General features: G+C 66.0%; 14 protein-coding genes and 1 pseudogene. 11 read left to right on the top strand and 4 right to left on the bottom strand.

Annotated features, from left to right (window positions below; genetic code table 11):
- The first annotated feature begins 10 nt into the window (after positions 1-10).
- From M2299_RS15915 to M2299_RS15905, 3 genes and pseudogenes are all read left to right on the top strand, one after another.
- Positions 11-388, top strand: a complete 378-nt coding sequence (locus M2299_RS15915) for a DUF4124 domain-containing protein (protein ID WP_099844202.1) — start codon at positions 11-13, stop codon at positions 386-388.
- A 608-nt stretch (positions 389-996) separates the two neighbouring features.
- On the top strand, positions 997-2,700 hold the full coding sequence (locus tag M2299_RS15910; RefSeq protein ID WP_025878494.1) for a proline--tRNA ligase: 1,704 nt from the start codon (positions 997-999) through the stop codon (positions 2,698-2,700).
- A gap of 221 nt (positions 2,701-2,921) precedes the next feature.
- Positions 2,922-3,299, top strand: a pseudogene (locus M2299_RS15905) (H-NS histone family protein); the annotation flags it as partial.
- Between the two features lie 137 nt (positions 3,300-3,436).
- On the opposite strand, the gene M2299_RS15900 reads toward M2299_RS15905, so the two are convergent.
- Entirely contained in the window at positions 3,437-4,696 is a 1,260-nt protein-coding gene (locus M2299_RS15900; protein ID WP_025878492.1) for a threonine/serine exporter family protein, read from the bottom strand.
- Between the two features lie 92 nt (positions 4,697-4,788).
- On the opposite strand from M2299_RS15900, the gene M2299_RS15895 reads away from it, so the two are divergent.
- From M2299_RS15895 to M2299_RS15880, 4 genes are read left to right on the top strand one after another with little or no spacing between them, the layout of a single operon-like run.
- Positions 4,789-5,910 carry an ABC transporter permease gene (locus M2299_RS15895; protein WP_177177018.1) on the top strand — a complete coding sequence of 374 codons (1,122 nt, stop codon included), beginning with the start codon at positions 4,789-4,791 and terminating at the stop codon, positions 5,908-5,910.
- A 1-nt stretch (position 5,911) separates the two neighbouring features.
- On the top strand, positions 5,912-6,739 hold the full coding sequence (locus M2299_RS15890; protein ID WP_099841875.1) for an ABC transporter ATP-binding protein: 828 nt from the start codon (positions 5,912-5,914) through the stop codon (positions 6,737-6,739).
- Between the two features lie 3 nt (positions 6,740-6,742).
- Positions 6,743-7,669, top strand: coding sequence for an MlaD family protein (locus M2299_RS15885; protein WP_025878489.1), 927 nt, complete (start codon positions 6,743-6,745; stop codon positions 7,667-7,669).
- On the top strand, positions 7,666-8,307 hold the full coding sequence (locus M2299_RS15880; protein ID WP_280884664.1) for an ABC-type transport auxiliary lipoprotein family protein: 642 nt from the start codon (positions 7,666-7,668) through the stop codon (positions 8,305-8,307). Before M2299_RS15885 ends, M2299_RS15880 begins: the two co-directional genes overlap by 4 nt.
- 85 nt (positions 8,308-8,392) lie before the next feature.
- Here M2299_RS15880 and M2299_RS15875 read toward each other — a convergent pair whose 3' ends face one another.
- Entirely contained in the window at positions 8,393-8,980 is a 588-nt protein-coding gene (locus tag M2299_RS15875) for an alpha-ketoglutarate-dependent dioxygenase AlkB (protein ID WP_280884663.1), read from the bottom strand.
- A gap of 116 nt (positions 8,981-9,096) precedes the next feature.
- Between M2299_RS15875 and M2299_RS15870 the strand changes: the two genes are divergently transcribed.
- Complete coding sequence (locus M2299_RS15870; RefSeq protein ID WP_280884662.1) at positions 9,097-11,157, top strand: glycoside hydrolase family 99-like domain-containing protein; 2,061 nt, start codon at positions 9,097-9,099, stop codon at positions 11,155-11,157.
- Positions 11,158-11,169: 12 nt separating this feature from the next.
- On the opposite strand, the gene M2299_RS15865 is transcribed toward M2299_RS15870, so the two are convergent.
- On the bottom strand, positions 11,170-11,802 hold the full coding sequence (locus M2299_RS15865; protein ID WP_280884661.1) for a CoA transferase subunit B: 633 nt from the start codon (positions 11,800-11,802) through the stop codon (positions 11,170-11,172).
- A 1-nt stretch (position 11,803) separates the two neighbouring features.
- Positions 11,804-12,535 (bottom strand): CoA transferase subunit A, encoded by a 732-nt coding sequence (locus tag M2299_RS15860; protein ID WP_099782757.1) that lies wholly within the window; start codon positions 12,533-12,535, stop codon positions 11,804-11,806.
- Between the two features lie 173 nt (positions 12,536-12,708).
- Here M2299_RS15860 and M2299_RS15855 point away from each other — a divergent pair, with 173 nt between their 5' ends.
- The 3 genes from M2299_RS15855 to M2299_RS15845 all read left to right on the top strand — a co-directional run bounded on the left by M2299_RS15855 (position 12,709) and on the right by M2299_RS15845 (position 18,190).
- The gene (locus M2299_RS15855) at positions 12,709-15,330 is read left to right on the top strand and encodes a DEAD/DEAH box helicase (RefSeq protein ID WP_280884660.1); all 2,622 of its coding nucleotides are present in this window, start codon (positions 12,709-12,711) and stop codon (positions 15,328-15,330) included.
- A gap of 95 nt (positions 15,331-15,425) precedes the next feature.
- A complete protein-coding gene (locus tag M2299_RS15850; protein ID WP_280884659.1) occupies positions 15,426-16,772 on the top strand; it encodes a phosphomannomutase in 1,347 nt (448 codons plus the stop codon).
- Positions 16,773-16,786: 14 nt separating this feature from the next.
- A complete protein-coding gene (locus M2299_RS15845; RefSeq protein WP_280884658.1) occupies positions 16,787-18,190 on the top strand; it encodes a mannose-1-phosphate guanylyltransferase/mannose-6-phosphate isomerase in 1,404 nt (467 codons plus the stop codon).
- The last annotated feature ends 50 nt before the right edge of the window (positions 18,191-18,240 follow it).

Below are 18,240 nucleotides of genomic sequence, written 5' to 3'. Positions count from 1 at the left end.
GGAGTTTGCCATGCGTGCCCTGTCCTGCCTGGGTTGCCTGCTGCTGTTGGCCAGTACCACTGCGCTGGCCGGCCCTGTCTACAAGTGGAAGGACGCCAAGGGCGTGACCCAGTATTCGGAAACGCCGCCAGCCGGGGCAAAGTATGAGACGCGTGCCCAGGCCAGGACGCCGATGGCGGAAGAAGTGGAGGCGGCCAGTGCAGTGCCGGTGCCCAAGGAGTGCACTACCGCTCGGGCCAACCTGGCGCTGCTTGAGGGTGGCGGCCCGGTGATGCAGGACACCGATGGCGACGGCAAGGCCGATGCCGCGCTCACCGCCGAACAACGCGGCACCCAGAAAGGCTTGGCCGAGGCGACGATCAAGGCGTACTGCCCCCCGGCGGGTTGAGGGGGGATCGGCCGGGCGGCGCCCGGCACCCGCCGAATCAACGTCAACGTCAACGTCAAAAGCGGGCATTCCGTGGGTTGACGGGGCGGTGTCGGATTGCGGGGACGCCGTAAACCCATCCGTGGGGGCTTGGCAGCCGCATCCATGCGGCTGACACCCCGCAATCCGACACCGCCCCGTCTTCGACAGTTTCCCGGTGGCCAGTAGATCCCCGCCATGCGTAGATGTTCTACGTTCAATTGTCGAAATATTCGATTTCGACGGAGATTCATCCACGCATGGCGTGGATCTACGTGTCGACCAAGGTCGACACCTACCAATAGCAAGCCACGCCATCCAGATGGATCGCGGAAATCTGTCGAAGGCGGGGTGGGTCCGGTTGCGGGGGTGTCCGCGGCATGGATGCCGCGGCCAAGCCCCCAAGGATGGGTTCACGGCGTCCCCCGCAACCGGACCCACCCCGCCATCCCACAGCAACCCCGCTGTTGCTGTTGCTGTTGCCGCTGCTCCAGCCGTTGCCTCTGCGGGTGCCGGGCGCAGCCCGGCCGATACCCCTCCCCCGGCCGGGCTGGCAGAATAGGTATCTCTGCCGTAATCCGAAGCCGACGATGCGCCTCTCCCAGTTCCACCTGCACACCACCAAGGAAACCCCCAGCGACGCCGAGCTGACCAGCCACCGGCTGATGCTGCGCGCGGGCATGATCCGCAAGCTCGCATCCGGCCTGTACACCTGGTCGCCGCTGGGCCTGCGCGTGCTGCGCAAGGTCGAACGCATCGTCCGCGAGGAAATGGACCGCGCCGGTGCCGTGGAATTCCAGATCCCTACCATCCAGCCGAAGGAACTGTGGGAGCAGACCGGCCGCTGGCAGAAATTCGGCCCGCAGCTGCTGAAGATCAAGGACCGCAAGGAACAGACCTTCTGCTACAGCCCCACCGCCGAGGAAGCGGCCTGCGATTTCGCGCGCAGCGAACTGTCCAGCTACAAGCAGCTGCCGGTGAACTTCTACCAGATCCAGACCAAGTTCCGCGACGAGATCCGTCCGCGCTTCGGTGTGATGCGTGCGCGCGAGTTCCTGATGAAGGACGCCTACTCGTTCCACCTGCACGACGAAGACCTCGTGCGTGAGTACGAAAACATGAAGGTGGCCTACAGCCGCATCTTCACCCGCCTGGGCCTGGACTTCCGCATGGTGCAGGCCGATTCCGGCGCAATCGGCGGTGACGCCTCGCAGGAATTCCACGTGATCGCCGACTCCGGTGAGGACGCGCTGGTGTTCTCCACCGGTTCGGACTACGCGGCCAACATGGAAGCGGCCATCGCCGCCGATCCGGCCGCGCGTGCTGCGGCCAGCGAAGCGCTGCGCAAGGTCGAGACCCCGACCCAGAAGACCTGCGAAGACGTCGCCGCGCTGCTGGGCATCGATCTGCAGCGTACGGTGAAGTCGGTGGCGCTGATCGCCGGCGAAGGCGAGGCACAGCAGTTCGTGCTGGCGCTGGTGCGTGGCGACCACGAGGTCAACGAAATCAAGCTGGGCAAGGTTGCTGGCCTGGACGAGCAGCGTTTTGCCAGCGAAGCAGAGATCGCCGAATACCTCGGCAGCGTGCCGGGCTTCCTTGGTCCGGTCGCCCCGGCCAAGCCGATCCGCGTGGTCGCCGATCGCGAAGTGGCGGCGATGTCCGACTTCGTCGTCGGTGCCAATGAGGCCGGTTTCCATCTGGCCGGCGTCAACTGGGGCCGCGACCTGGCCGAACCGGAAGTGGCCGATATCCGCAACGTGCGCGCCGGTGATCGTGCGCTGGACGGCGGCGAACTGAAAATCGCCCGCGGCATCGAAGTCGGCCACGTGTTCCAGCTGGGCCGCACCTATGCGAAGGCGCTCGATGCCACCGTGCTGGACGAGAATGGCAAGGCCGCGGTAATGACGATGGGCTGCTACGGCATCGGTATTTCGCGTGTGGTCGCCGCAGCCATCGAGCAGAACCACGATGACGCCGGCATCATCTGGCCCGACGCGATGGCGCCGTGGCAGGTTGTGGTCTGCGTGATCAATCCGAAGGGCGACGCAGGCGTGGCCGATGCAGCTGCAGCTCTGCTGCAGGAGCTGCGCGATGCCGGCCTGGATGCCGCACTGGACGACCGCGGCCTGCGCCCGGGCGCGATGTTTGCCGACATGGAACTGATCGGCATCCCGCACCGCGTGGTGGTCAGCGAGCGCGGCCTGGCCGCAGGCACCTTCGAGTACCGCTCGCGTCGGGCGGCCGAAGCGGAGAGCCTGGACAAGGCCACCCTGCTGCAGCGCCTGCAGGGCTGATCGGAAAAGACCGGGGTATACCCCGGTCTTTTTTTAGCGGCTGGCCGACCCGGGAAAACCGCAACGGACATAATCCGGTCAAAATGGTCGCAACCGGGCCAGCCAGCCGACAGACGGTGACCGCAACTGTTTGTGCTGGGATTAATTCCTCATTACTCTGTCCTGCGACGCCACGGACCGGCTCGTCCCTGTCCCTAAATTAGTTTCTGGAGTAATCGTTGATGAGCATCGACCTGACCGGCCTGTCTGCACGTGAGCTGGGCGCATTGATCCGCACAGCCAAGAAGCAGCAGACCATCGTCGCCAAGCGTCGCCCGATCACCAAGGTTCGTGCCCAGCTGAGCAAGCTGGCCAAGACCGAGGGTTACACCATCGAGGAACTGTTCGGTGGTGAACCCGCACCGCGCGCGCGCAAGGTCGCCAAGACCACCAAGGCCCCGTCCAAGGCTGCCGGCCGCAAGCTGGGCAAGGTTGCGCCGAAGTACCGCAACCCGGCCAACCCGAAGGAAACCTGGACCGGTCGTGGCAAGCAGCCGCGCTGGATGGCCGAGCTGACCGCCAAGGGCAGCAAGAAGCCGGAAGATTTCCTGATCAAGAAGGCCTGAGGCCAGCTGCAGCAGGAATGAAAAACGCCGGCGAAAGCCGGCGTTTTTTTTGGGGTAGCGCCGGGCCATGCCCGGCGAGCGCAGCGGTTGGTTTCCCGATCCGCCGGGCATGGCCCGGCGCTACTGCCTGGTCACAGCGTCTTGCGCGCCGGCATCAGCAGGTTGCCGAACAGCAGGCCGGCGACCAGCGCCATCACCACGTTCAACACGGTCAGGAACACGCTCTGGCCGGCGCCCACGTCCTGTTGCTGGACCAGGGTCAGCACGCCGCGCAGGCTGGTGCTGCCGGGCACCATCATGATGATGCCCGGCAGGCGGATGATCGCACCGGGGCGGCCGACCACGCGCCCGAACAGGTTGCCGCCGGCGGTCAGCAGCATCGCCGACAGGAAGATGCCGGCGGGCGTCCCCCAGGCATGACCACCAAATTTGGAGATCGCGTAACCGGCCACCGAGGCGGCGATCACCCACGGATAGTCGCGGCGGTTGGCCTTGAACAACATCGCAAAGGCGAACGCCGCCGTCAGCAGCGAGCCCCACTCCACCCACGGCCCCTGTGGCCGCGAGGCACGGATCATCGGGTCCAGCCCCAGCACATCGGCCAGGGTCACCGCGATCATCGCGCCGACACTGAGCTTCATGATCGTGGTCAACGCGCCGGCAAAGCGCGCGGTGCCGGACACCCAGTGCTGGCTGGCCAGTTCATTGACCGCATTGGTCAGTGACATGCCCGGCAGCAGCACCACCAGCGAGGCGATGATCACCGTGTTGAGATTCAGGGCACCCACGAACGTGGCAACCACGGTGGCGACCAGGCCGGCCAGCAGCGCCGCCAGCGCTTCGGCCGCTTCCCGGCTGGCCGGGCGCTTGTCGGTGACCATGCCGAGCAGGCCGATCAACAGGCCGATGACGCCGGCGGTGGCGATGTCCAGCCACGGCAGCTTCCACATGCCCGCCACGCCGGCCGCACCGAGGGTGAAGGACAGGATGGTGCGCAGCTTGCCGCGCCGGCCCGGATCCTTGTCCAGCTGGCGCAGCGCGGTGTGGCCCTGGGCAATGCTCATGCGGCCATTGGCCACTTCTTCGGCGATCCCGTCAGCCACGCTGAGCTTGTGCAGGTCGTTCTCGCCGGGCGCCAAGCGGATCACCCGGGTGATGTCGCTGGAGCCGATGGCCTGCGCCGGATCGCTGAAACTGAGGATGATGCCGGTGGGGTTCGACCACGGTTCACAATCCAGATCGAGCTGCCGGGCCAAGGCAACCACCGCCGCTTCCAGGCGCTGGGCCGTTGTGCCGTAGCTGTGCAGGCGGCCGGCGATCTCGGAAACGAAGGCCACGCGCTGCGCGTAGGTGGCCTGGGGCGTGGGGATCGTGTGAGCGTCTGCGGACATGCGCCGTAGTATTACCTACGTCAGGCTCTGCTGGAGAAATTCATCCTGGTTCGACGCGACGTGCAATTCAGAACGGTTATGCTGCGACCCGAATGGCCCCCATGACCCCGACCCACGCCCCCCAGCTCGAACAGGACGCTCAGGATCCGGGATTGATCCGGCTGTCCGGCCACTGGACCCTGAAGACCGCGCTGGCCGCGGCCGAAGTGCTGCGTGGCGTTCCGGACAAGCTGACCGGCATCGACGCTACCGGCATCGAGCTGCTCGACTCGGCCGGCGTGCTGCAGGTACTGCGCGTCGCCCATCGCGCTGACCTCAGCGAAGACGCGTTGCAGTTCCGCCCGGACCACCAGGCGCTGGTGTGCACCATTGAGGAAGTAGCCGACGACCGCCCGAAGCCGAAGCGTGACTTCGGCGTACTGGCGGCACTGGAGCGGCTGGGTGTCAGCGTCCATGCCACCGGCCACAACATCAAGGCGCTGTGCAGCTTCCTCGGCGAGAACCTGGTCAAGGGTGCGCGCCTGGTCAAGGAACCTCGACGTTTCCGCCTGACCGCGACCGTGCACCAGATGGAACAGGTCGGGTTGGATGCGGTGCCGCTGGTGGCGCTGCTGTCCTATCTGGTCGGCGCGGTGATTGCCTTCCTCGGCTCGACCATCCTGCGCGACTTCGGTGCGGAGATCTATGTGGTCGAGCTGGTGAACATCGCCTTCCTGCGCGAATTCGCCGTGCTGCTGACCGCGATCGTGCTCGCTGGCCGCACCGCCAGTGCCTTCACCGCGCAGATCGGTGCGATGAAGGCACGGGAGGAAATCGATGCGATGCGCACCCTGGGGCTCGATCCCATCGATCTGCTGGTACTGCCGCGCCTGGTCGCGCTGCTGTTGACCCTGCCGCTGCTGACCTTCATCGCGATGGTCGCAGGCCTGGCCGGCGGCATCACCGTCGGCGCGTTCGACCTGGACATCCCGCCGCAGATGTACATCGCGCGCATGCACGAAACGATGGAAGTGCGGCACATGCTGGTAGGCCTGTCCAAGGCGCCGGTGTTCGCGCTGGTGATCGGCCTGATCGGCTGCCTGGAAGGCCTGAAGGTGGAAGGCACCGCGCAGTCGGTCGGCGAACGCACCACCTCCAGCGTGGTGCAGACGATCTCGCTGGTGATCATCATCGACGCCTTCGCGGCGTTGTGGTTCATGCACATGGACTGGTGACATGACTACGCATCCGACCCACGAAGACGTGCCCATGCAGGACGACGACGGCCACGACCTGGCCATACGCGTGCGCGGGCTGGTCAACCGCTTTGGCAGCCAGACCGTGCATGAAGGGCTGGACCTGGATGTGCGCCGTGGCGAGATCCTTGGCGTGGTGGGCGGCTCGGGTACCGGCAAATCGGTGCTGATGCGCTCGATCCTCGGGCTGCGCGTGCCGGATGAAGGGCAGATCGAGGTGCTCGGCCGCGATGCGCGCGCCGACGATCCCGAGAGCCGCCTGCACATCGAGCGCAACACCGGCGTGCTGTTCCAGGACGGCGCCCTGTTCTCGTCGCTGACCGTCGGCGAGAACGTGCAGGTGCCACTGAAGGAACACCACCGCGAACTGCCCGAGCGCTGGCATTACGAACTGGCACTGCTGAAGGTGAAACTGGCCGGCCTGCCCGCCGATGCCATCAACAAGCTGCCCTCGCAGCTGTCCGGCGGCATGCGCAAGCGCGCCGGCCTGGCACGTGCGCTGGCGCTGGATCCCCCCCTGCTGTTCCTGGATGAGCCCACCGCCGGCCTGGACCCGATCGGTGCGGCGGCGTTCGACCGCCTGATCAAGACCCTGCAGGAAGCGCTGGGCCTGACCGTGTTCCTGATCACCCACGACCTGGACACGCTGTATGCGATCTGCGACCGGGTGGCGGTCATCGCCGACCGCAAGGTGGTGGCCAATGCGCCGCTGCCGGAAATCGAGAGACTGGATCATCCGTGGATCCAGGAATACTTCCACGGACCCCGCGCGCGCGCTGCGCGTGGCGAACAGATCGAGAGTGCCTGAGCCATGGAAACAAAAGCCAACTACGTGCTGATCGGCGCGTTCACCCTGATCACCGGCCTGGCCCTGCTGGCCTTCGGCCTGTGGGCCGCCAAGTACTCCTCCGACCGCACCTGGCAGGAATACCGGGTGGTGTTCCGCGAAGCGGTGACCGGCCTGTCGGTCGGCAGCCCGGTGCAGTACAACGGCATCGCGGTGGGCTCGATCACCGAACTGAACCTGGTACCGGATGACCCGCGCCAGGTGGTCGCGCGCATCCGCCTGAACTCGACCACGCCGGTCAAGACCGATACCCGCGCCAAGCTGGCGATCACCAGCCTGACCGGCCCGTCGATCATCCAGCTCAGCGGCGGCACGCCGCAGTCGCCGGCGCTGACCACGGTCAACAAGGACCCGGCACCGATCATCCCGACCACGCCGTCGGCGCTGCAGAACATCACCGACGTGGCCAACCGCATCGTCGAGCGCATGGACCAGATCCTCAGCGACCGCAACGTCGCCTCGATCAACGCCACCCTGGCCAACCTGGAAACCATCAGTGGCGGCCTGGCCGACCGTGACCAGGGCACGCAGTCGCTGCTGCTCAGCGCGCGCGATGCCGCGCGCAGCCTGGACGCCACCCTGAAGACCACCAACGGCACCATCGAGCGCCTGGACAAGAACCTGGTGCAGCAGCTGCCGGGCATCATCGACAAGCTCGACGCCACCTTGGCCAAGCTTGATTCGGCGGCCGGCAATGCCGATTCGATCCTTGGCGAGAACCGCGCCGCCATCAACAGCTTCGCCAATGACGGCCTGGGCCAGCTCGGCCCGACCCTGGGTGAACTGCGTGGCCTGATCCGCGACCTGCGCCGGGTCAGCGACCGCCTCGAGAACAATCCCGCACGCTACCTGCTCGGCCGCGACGCCCCGAAGGAGTTCGAACCCAAATGAGCCCGACCACCCTTCCGCGCCTGTTGCTGGCAGCGTCGCTGGCCACCCTGCTGGGTGGCTGCTCGATCCTCGGCAGCGGCGACAAGAACCCCGTGACCCTGTATTCGCCGGCCGTGCAGGTCAAGGTCGACCCCAGCTGGCCGCAGGCCGACTGGCAGCTGGTGCTGGCCAAGCCCAGCGCCGCGCGCATGGTCGACAGCCCGCGCATCAACGTACGGCCGACGCCGTCGGAGCTGGAGATCTACAAGGGCGCCAGCTGGGCGCAGCCGGCCACCGACATGATCGAAGACACCCTGCTGCGTGGCTTCGAGGATTCCGGCCGCATCCACGGCGTGGCCCGCGTTGCCGCCGGCATCCGCGCCGACTACAAGCTGTCCACCGACATCCGTCGATTCGAATCGGATTACCAGGGCCAGGCAACGCCGACGGTCGTCATCGAGATCAACGCCAAGCTGATCGACGTCACCAACCAGCGCGTGGTCGCCGACCGCACCTTCCGCCAGCTTCAAGCGGTGGGCAGCACCGAGGTGTCTGCAGTAGCCGCCGCCTTCGAGCGTGGCCTGCAGCAGGTGGCGCAGGACGTGGTGGGCTGGACGCTGACCAGCGGGCAGAATGACAAGCAGGCGCTGAAGCGCTGAGGTTGCCCGTTGCACACGCCGGGCATGGCCCGGCGCTACCGCCACCGGTTCCTGGTAGCGCCGGGCCATGCCCGGCGAACCCCGGTCAACGCGGATGGATCCACCGGAACGTCAGGTTGATGCGTTCGCCCTGCACCCGCGCCATCTTCGGCAGCGCGTGCTGGTAGTGGCGCTGGGTGGCGCCGCCCATCAGCAGCAGGTCGCCATGGCCGAGCAGGAATTCCGCCTTGCGCGTGGTGTCATCACGGCGGCGCAGCAGGAACCGCCGCGCTGCGCCGAGGCTCAACGAAGCGATCAGCGGCGCCGGCCCCAGCTCGGGCTCGTCATCGCTGTGCCAGCCCATGTAGTCGGTGCCGCCGCGATAGCGGTTGAGCAGTACGCTGTTGAATCGACCGACGCTCTGTTCTTGCAGGCGGATGCGCAGTCCCTGCAGCAGCGGTGGCCACGGATGCGGGATGAACTCGGCGCCTGAATAGCGGTAACGCGCCTGCGGATCACCGATCCAGCAGCTCAACCGCGGTGAATCCACCCAGTTGCCGAACATGCGGATGCGGTGGGTTTCCCAAGGGATTTCGGCTTGCAGCGCTTGCTGCAGGGCATCAGCCGCAGCCGCCGGCAACCAGCCCGGCAGGTGGCGCACGTCCGCATCGGGCAGGTCGGGGGAAAACAGCATGGCGACACGGTAGCATCCGATCGATTTGCCGTTGCAGCGCCGATTACCGGAAAATGGCCCTCATCCCGTTGCTGGTCCCGAATGATGCTCTGCGCCCACTGTCCCAGGTCTCTTCCATGAGCAATGCCGCATCCGGTGCCCGGCAACTGACTTTTTCGGTCCTGCGCGCCCTGTTCCGCGCGGTACCGTTGCCTGCTTCGCTGCGTGACCGCCTGCGCAACAAAGGGCTAGACAGTATCGGCAGCTGGAGTCCGGCGCCACCGCGTGGCCGTACTGGCGCACCCACCGACGGCGCTCGCGCACTGCAGCGTGCCGATGAACGCGCGATCGGCTACGTACCAGCCCAGGATGCCCCTTTGCCCGCAACGTTGCCGGCAACCCTGGTCGCCTTCTACCTGCCGCAGTTCCATCCGTTCACCGAGAACGATACCTGGTGGGGCAAGGGCTTCACCGAATGGCGCAACGTCTGTCGTGCGTTGCCCCAGTTCGAAGGCCACGTCCAGCCTCGCCTGCCTGGCGATCTGGGTTTCTACGACCTGCGCGTGCCTGACGTCATGCGATCGCAGGCACGCTTGGCCGCCGACCATGGCATTGGTGCGTTCTGCTTCTATTTCTACTGGTTCAGTGGCCGCACACTGATGGAGCAGCCATTGCGTCAGTGGTTGGCTGACAGCACGATCAGCCTTCCATTCTGCCTCTGCTGGGCCAACGAGAACTGGACCCGGCGCTGGGATGGGCGCAACCAGGACGTGCTGATGGGCCAACAGCACAGCGAAGAAGACGACCTCGCCTTCATCGCCCATGTTGCCGATTACCTTCGCGATGCCCGTGCATTGAAGGTCGATGGGCGACCTGTCCTGCTGCTGTATCGCCCGCAGTTGCTGCCGGACCCGAAGGCCACTGCGACGCGCTGGCGCAGGTGGTGCCGAGACAACGGCATCGGCGAGATCCACCTGGCCTATGTGCAGAGCTTCGAACGGCCTGACCCACGCGACATCGGCTTTGACGCCGCGGTCGAGTTTCCGCCGAACATCGCGGCACCACGACAATTGAACACGACGCAGTTCCTGCTCAATCCCGGTTACGAAGGCGATGTGCGCGACTGGCGCGAACTGGCCGCGCAGATGCGTCGCGCGCCGCTGCCGGCGTATCCGTTGTATCCGGGCGTCAATCCGGGCTGGGACAATGAAGCCCGGCGCCCAGGCCGAGGGCGCGTACTGCTGCATGCCTCGCCGCGTGGCTACGGTGACTGGCTGCGGGACACCGTGCATGAACGATTGCGCGAGACGCCGCTCGCACAGCGCCTGGTCTTCGTGAACGCATGGAACGAATGGGCCGAGAGCGCAGTACTGGAACCCGATGCTCGACTGGGACATGCCTGGCTACATGCCACCCGTCGCGCCCTGCAGCCGCCGGTCGCGCCACCTGCACGCCCCTGCATCGTCATCCATGCCTGGTATGTGGAGACGCTGCAGGAATTGCTGCAGGCGGTGCTCGACAGCCGGTTGCAGGCACGTGTTGTCATCACCACCAGCCACGAACGGAACCAGGAGGTCCAGGCAATCGCCCTGGCCAACGGGGTGGAGGCGGAGGTGTGGTGCCATGACAACCAAGGTCGCGACATCCTGCCGTTCCTGCATGCGGCAGATCGCCTGCTGCAGGAGAACGAATCGCTGGTACTGAAACTCCACACCAAACGCTCGACCCACCGTGACAACGGCGACCAATGGCGTCGTGACATGGTGGAAGCCCTCCTTGGTCCCTCACGCGCTGCAGCGAATCTCGCCCACCTGCAGGGCCATCCGGATATCGGACTGCTGGCACCTGCGGGCCACCTGCTGCCGGTGGCGGACTACCTGGGCGGCAACAGAGCAAGAATGGAGCGCCTATGGGCGCAGTTGGGGCTGGACAGTCTGAAGGCAGACGCGCAGTTCGCCTCCGGCAGCATGTTCTGGGCCCGGCTGGAAGCGCTGCGCCCGCTGCTGGACGCGCACCTGCTGCCGAGCGCCTTCGAACCCGAGGCCGGCCAGATCGATGGCACGTTGGCACATGCCATTGAGCGCGCCACAGGCTCGGTGGTCATCGCGGCCGGATATCGAATCGGTGACACCTCCCAGGTGGCAGGGGCAGCGGTCGTTCCAGCGCCTACGGAATACCCCTTCGCCCGTAGGCGCTGAGAACGATACGACTCAGGCGCGCACGAACGCGACGCCGGTCTTTTCCTTCAATTCATCCTCGCCCACACCCGCTGCAGTCTCCACCAGCACCAGGCCGTCATCGGTCACATCGAATACCGCCAGGTCGGTGATGATGCGGTCGACCACGCCCACACCGGTCAGCGGCAGCGTGCATTCGGCCAGGATCTTGTGTTCGCCGTTCCTGGCGGTGTGCTCCATCAGCACCACCACGCGCTGCACGCCGGCCACCAGGTCCATCGCACCGCCCATGCCCTTGACCATCTTGCCGGGCACCATCCAGTTGGCCAGGTCGCCCTTGTCGGTCACCTGCATCGCACCGAGGATGGCCAGGTTGACGTGGCCACCGCGGATCATCGCAAAGCTGTCATGGCTGCCGAAGTAGCTGGCGCCCGCACGTGCGGTGACGGTCTGCTTGCCGGCATTGATCAGGTCGGCGTCCACCTCGGCCTCGGTGGGGAACGGACCGATGCCCAGCAGGCCGTTTTCCGACTGCAGCCACACGTCCACGCCTTCGGGAATGTGGTTGGCGACCAGCGTCGGCAGGCCGATGCCCAGGTTCACGTAGGCGCCATCGGTCAGTTCACGCGCAGCGCGCGCGGCCATCTCATCGCGGGTCCATGCCATGTCAGTTGCCCTCCGCACGGATGGTGCGCTGTTCGATACGTTTTTCAGGGGTGGGGTTGTGCACGATGCGGTGCACATAGATGCCCGGCAGGTGCACCTGGTCCGGATCGATGCTGCCGACCGGCACCACCTCCTCCACTTCCACGATGCAGACCTTGCCGGCCATCGCACAGGCCGGGTTGAAGTTGCGCGCGGTCTTGCGGAACACCAGGTTGCCGGCCTCGTCGGCCTTCCAGGCCTTGACCAGGGCAACGTCGGCGCGCAGCGCGGTTTCCATCACATAGTGCTTGCCATCGAACTCGCGGGTTTCCTTGCCCTCGGCGACCACGGTGCCGTAACCGGTGGCGGTGAAGAACGCCGGGATACCCGCCCCGCCGGCACGCAGGCGCTCGGCCAGGGTGCCCTGCGGATTGAATTCCAGCTCCAGCTCGCCGGCCAGGAACTGCCGTTCGAATTCCTTGTTCTCGCCCACGTACGACGAAATCATCTTGCTGATCTGCCGGGTTTCCAGCAGCTGGCCCAGGCCAAAGCCATCGACGCCGGCGTTGTTGGAGATCACGGTCAGGCCCTTGGCGCCACTGTCGCGCAACGCGGCGATCAGTGCCTCGGGAATGCCGCACAGGCCAAAGCCCCCCACGGCCAGGATCTGGCCATCGGCGACCACGCCCTGCAGGGCCTGCGCCGCAGAGGCGAAACGCTTGCTGCGCGTGCCGCTGGAAGTTGATTGCTGCATCTCTACTGCCCTACCCGGTGAGAATGCCGCCATTCTAGCGGCACACTCGTTACCGGCTGGGATGCGCCGCAGCATGAACCGGCATGCCGGGCTGCCAATCCGTAGAATGTTCCCTTTCCCGCTTGCGGTGCCCTTGGCAACGCGTGCTGTAGATGGAGAGGACAGGACGACGCATGGCCGAAGTATTCACCGGAGGGGAACTGTCCCGCTGGCTGGATGCCGGGACGCTGGAAAAGGGCAACCACCACGTGTCGGCAGTGCGCGAGCTGCGCTACCGGTCACCGCTGCTGACCGCCCAGGTCGAGGGCTGGCAGGTGGCGATCGACCTGGATGCCAGCGCCCGCACCCCGCACAGCCCCCTGCAGAGTCGCTGCACCTGCCCGGCTGGCACACACTGCGAGCATGTCGCCGCGGTATTGCTGGCCGCACTGCGGAACTCACTGGAGGGTGAACCGGGTTCGCTGCGTGCGGCCGCCGATCCGATACTGCCTACCCTGCAGATCCAGGCGATGACGCCGATCCTGCATCTGCACAGCATGGAATACCGGCCTGCCTGGCTCACCGAACGTGACCCCTCGCAGTGGCTCGACGTCGCCACCGTCGCGTTCGAGTACGACGAACACGTGCGATTTCTCGAAGACCCCTCGCTGTTCGTGCACGACGCCGAGGGCCAGCTCTACCTGCTGCCGCGTGACCTGGCCGGGGAGGCACGGCGCGAGGCTGAACTGCACAGCGTCCACCTGCACCGCGAGCGGCAACCGCGCATCGTGCTGGACGGCGGCGGGCCGTTGTTCGAGCTGCGCAGTTTCGACTGGACCCGCTTCCTGCTGGAAGACGTGCTGCGGCTGGAAGCACTGGGCTGGAAGATCGAGACTGACGACGCCTTCCGCCACCGCATCACCCGGGTGGAGGACATCGACCTGGATGTCCGGTCGGTGTCCGCCGACAGCAACGAGCTCGACCTGGCCCTGACCATCGACGTCGATGGCCGCAGCATTGCGCTGGTTCCGCTGCTGCAGGGTGTACTGCAGTCCGATCCGCGCTGGCTGCGCGGCCAGCTGGATGCCATTGGCGATGACGAGAACGTATTGCTGACGACGGCAGACAATGAACGTCTTGCCCTGCGGGCAGCGCGGCTGAAGCCGGTGATCGCGCTGCTTGCGGATCTGTTCGGCGACCGTGGGCAACCGCTGCGCCTGCAGGCGCATGATCGCGGCCGCCTGCAGGCCCTGCAGGACGCTGCGCAGTTACGGCTGCACAGCAGCAACGATACCCGTGCACGCGTGCAGCGCCTGCTGGACGCCCCGGCGATGAGCGCTGTCCCAGCGCCCCAGGGTTTGCGCGCGACGCTGAGCAGCTACCAGCTTGAAGGCCTGTCCTGGCTGCAGTACCTGCGCCAGCAGGGCCTGGGCGGCGTGCTGGCCGATGACATGGGCCTGGGCAAGACACTGCAGACCCTGGCCCATCTGCTGCTTGAAAAGCAGAGTGGCCGCCTGGACAAGCCGGCGCTGGTGGTCGTGCCAACCTCGTTGCTGCACAACTGGCAGAGCGAAGCGGCGCGCTTCACCCCGGATCTGCGTGTACTGACCCTGCACGGCCCCGCACGTGACACGCAGTTCGACGCCATTGCCGCCCATGATCTGATACTCACCACCTATCCCCTGCTGTGGCGCGACGAACCGGCGCTGCAGGCCCATTCCTATCACCTGCTGATCCTGGACGAGGCACAGCAGGTGAAGAATCCCAGATCGCGCGCGGCGGCCACGCTGCGCACACTGCAGGCGCGTCATCGCCTGTGCCTGACCGGCACCCCGCTGGAGAACCATCTGGGCGAGCTGTGGACGCAGTTCGACTTCCTGCTGCCCGGCCTGCTCGGCAGCGAAAAACAGTTCAACCAGCACTGGCGCCATCCCATCGAACGCGGCAGCGACCAGCGGCGTGCTCAGCTGCTGGCCCAGCGGCTGCGACCTTTCATCCTGCGCCGGCGCAAGGACCAGGTCGCTTCCGAGCTTCCACCGAAGACGGTCATCACCCGCACCGTGGCAATGGAAGGCGCCCAGCGCGATCTGTACGAAGCCGTGCGTGCGGCGATGGAAAAGCAGGTCCGCGATGCGATCAACGGCAGCGGGCTGGCGCGCAATCACATCGTGGTACTGGACGCGTTGCTGAAGCTGCGCCAGGTCTGCTGCGATCCGCGCCTGCTGCCAGGCGAGACACCCGCGCGCGCTGCCGGTTCGGCCAAGCTGGACTTGCTGCGCGAGATGTTGCCTGCCATGGTCGAGGAAGGGCGGCGCATCCTGCTGTTCTCGCAGTTCACCGGCATGCTGGCGTTGATCGGCCAGGCCCTGCGGGAACTCAGCCTGCCCTACGTGCAGCTCACCGGCGATACCCAGGACCGGGTCACGCCCGTGCAGCGCTTCATGCAGGGCGAGGTTCCCGTGTTCCTGATCAGCCTGAAGGCCGGTGGCGTGGGCCTGAACCTGACCGCTGCCGACACCGTCATCCACTTCGATCCCTGGTGGAATCCGGCCGCCGAGAACCAGGCCACCGACCGTGCCCATCGCATCGGCCAGGACCAGCCGGTGTTCGTCTACAAGCTGATCACCGCCGGCAGCGTCGAGGAACGGATCGCCGAGCTGCAGCAGCGCAAGGCCGACCTGGCCGACGCGATCCTGGAGGGCAGTGCCGGCACAGGCCCACGTTTCGACGCAGCCGACCTTGAGGCCCTGCTGTCTCCCCTGCCCGGCGCGCCGGCCAAACGCGCGGCAGGCAGACGCAGGGCCACCCACACGTGACCACTCGGCGGTCAGGCAGCGTTGGGTCTATGGAAACGATTCCCATACAAGGCTGGGATTACACTAGCCAACTGATCTGACAAAGGATTCCAGCGATGCCCCTGCCCGCCTTCAAGGCTTATGACATCCGCGGCCGTGTGCCGGAAGAACTGAACGAAGACCTCGCCCGGCGGATCGGCGTGGCCTTGGCCGATCAGTTGTCACCCGGGCCAGTGGTGGTGGGGCACGACGTCCGCCTGACCAGTCCGGCGCTGCAGGATGCCCTGGCAGCCGGCCTGCGCGGCGCGGGCCGGGAAGTGATCGACATCGGCCTGTGCGGCACCGAGGAAGTCTATTTCCAGACCGACCATCGCGGTGCAGCGGGCGGTGTGATGGTTACCGCCAGCCACAACCCGATGGACTACAACGGCATGAAGCTGGTCAAGGAGAACGCCCGGCCGATCAGTTCCGATACCGGCCTGTTCGCGATCTCCGATGCCGTGGCGGCCGACAGCGCAACACCGCAGCCGCCGACCGCAGGCCAACGCAGCGAGCACGACAAGAGCGCCTACATCCAGCATCTGCTGTCCTATGTGGACAGCACCAAGCTCAAGCCCCTCAAGCTGGTGGTCAACGCAGGCAATGGGGGCGCCGGCGCCATCGTCGACCTGCTCGCACCGCACCTGCCGTTCGAGTTCATCCGCATCTGCCACGAACCCGATGGCAGCTTCCCCAACGGCATTCCCAATCCGCTGCTGCAGGAGAACCGCGCCGCCACGGCCGAGGCGGTCCGCGAGCACGGCGCCGACTTCGGCATTGCCTGGGATGGCGATTTCGACCGCTGCTTCTTCTTCGACCACAACGGGCGCTTCATCGAGGGCTATTACCTCGTCGGCCTGCTGGCCAAGGCGGCGCTGGACCGTAACCCGGGTGGCAAGATCGTGCATGACCCACGCCTGGTCTGGAATACCGTGGAGATGGTCGAACAGGCGGGTGGTGTGCCGGTGCTGTGCAAGAGCGGCCATGCCTTCATCAAGGAGAAGATGCGCGCAGAGGACGCGGTATATGGCGGCGAAATGAGTGCCCATCACTACTTCCGCGAATTCGCCTATGCCGACTCGGGCATGATCCCCTGGCTGCTGATCGCCCAGCTCATTTCCGAAAGCGGCCGTTCGCTGGCCGACTGGGTTGAAGACCGCATGGCCGCCTATCCGTGCAGCGGCGAAATCAACTTCAAGGTCAGCGATGCGAAGGCGTCCGTGGCCCGCGTGATGGAACACTTCACCGCGCAGTTGCCGGCGCTGGACCATACCGATGGCATCAGTGCCGACTTCGGCGACTGGCGCTTCAACCTGCGCAGTTCCAACACCGAGCCGCTGCTGCGCTTGAACGTGGAATCGCGTGGGGATGCGGCGCTGATGCAGGCACGCACCGATGAAATCGCCACGCTGTTGAAGGCCTGAGCGGAGATGTTCCGATGAACACCGTCCAGCCCGTGATCCTCTCCGGTGGTTCCGGCACCCGTCTGTGGCCGCTCTCGCGCGAAGCGTATCCCAAGCAGTTCCTGCCCTTGGCCGGTGAGCTGACGATGCTGCAGGCGACCTGGCGGCGCGTGGCGCCCATTGCCAGCCGTGGCCCGCTGGTCATTGCCAATGAGGAACATCGCTTCGTTGCGGCCGAACAACTGCAGCACGTCGGCGCCGAGCCCGCGGCGATCATTCTTGAGCCGGTCGGCCGCAACACCGCCCCGGCCATTGCCGTTGCCGCGCTTGAGGCGACCCGCGATGGCAACGATGCACTGCTGCTGGTACTGCCCTCCGACCACGTGATCACCGACGAAGCCGCGTTCCGCGCTGCGGTGCAGGCTGCTGCCGGCGCCGCTGAAGCCGGCAAGCTGGTCACCTTCGGTATCGTGCCGACTGGCCCGGAAACCGGCTACGGCTACATCAAAGCCGCCGACGGCCAAGGCGTGCGCGCGGTTGAGCGTTTCGTCGAAAAGCCCGATCTGGACACCGCCACCGGCTACGTGGCCAGCGGCCAGTACTACTGGAACAGCGGCATGTTCCTGTTCAAGGCCTCGCGTTACCTGCAGGAGCTGGAACGCCTGCAGCCGGCCATGTTGTCGGCCTGCCGCGACGCATGGCAGAGCGCACGCCGCGATGCCGATTTCACCCGGTTGGACAAGGACGCATTCACTGCCGTGCCGTCCGATTCGATCGATTACGCCGTGATGGAAAAGACCGCCGATGCAGTGGTGGTGCCGTTGGATGCCGGCTGGAACGATGTTGGCTCCTGGACCGCACTGCGCGATGTATCGCAGCAGGACGGCGATGGCAATGCGCACCAGGGTGATGTGATCGCCATCGACTGCCGCAACACCTATGCCTACGGCCAACGCTTGGTGGCGATGGTCGGGCTGGATGATGTGATCGTGGTCGAGACCGACGACGCGGTGCTGGTCGGCAAGGCCGACCGCATGCAGGAGGTCAAGACGGTGGTGGCGAAGCTGAAGGCTGACGGCCGCAGCGAAGCGACCTGGCACCGCAAGGTCTACCGCCCGTGGGGAGCCTACGATTCAATCGACAACGGCGAGCGTTTCCAGGTCAAGCGGATCACGGTCAAGCCCGGCGGTACGCTGAGCCTGCAGATGCACCACCACCGTGCCGAGCACTGGATCGTGGTCAGCGGCACCGCCGAAGTCACCCGTGGCGACGAGGTGATCCTGCTGAGCGAAAACCAGAGCACCTACATCCCGCTGGGGGTGACCCATCGCCTGCGCAACCCCGGCAAGCTGCCGCTGGAACTGATCGAGGTGCAGTCCGGCAGTTACCTCGGCGAGGATGACATCGTGCGGTTCGAGGATACGTACGGGCGCAGTTGACAGCACGGAACAGGCCGGCGGGCGACAGACATCGACGACCCGCCTGTCTC

It is taken from the genome of Stenotrophomonas sp. 1278 (genome assembly GCF_029892765.1).
GTDB classification, from domain to species: Bacteria; Pseudomonadota; Gammaproteobacteria; order Xanthomonadales; family Xanthomonadaceae; genus Stenotrophomonas; species Stenotrophomonas indicatrix.
Note: the sequence above shows the minus strand (reverse complement) of the source record. Positions and strands in the feature narration are given on the sequence as shown.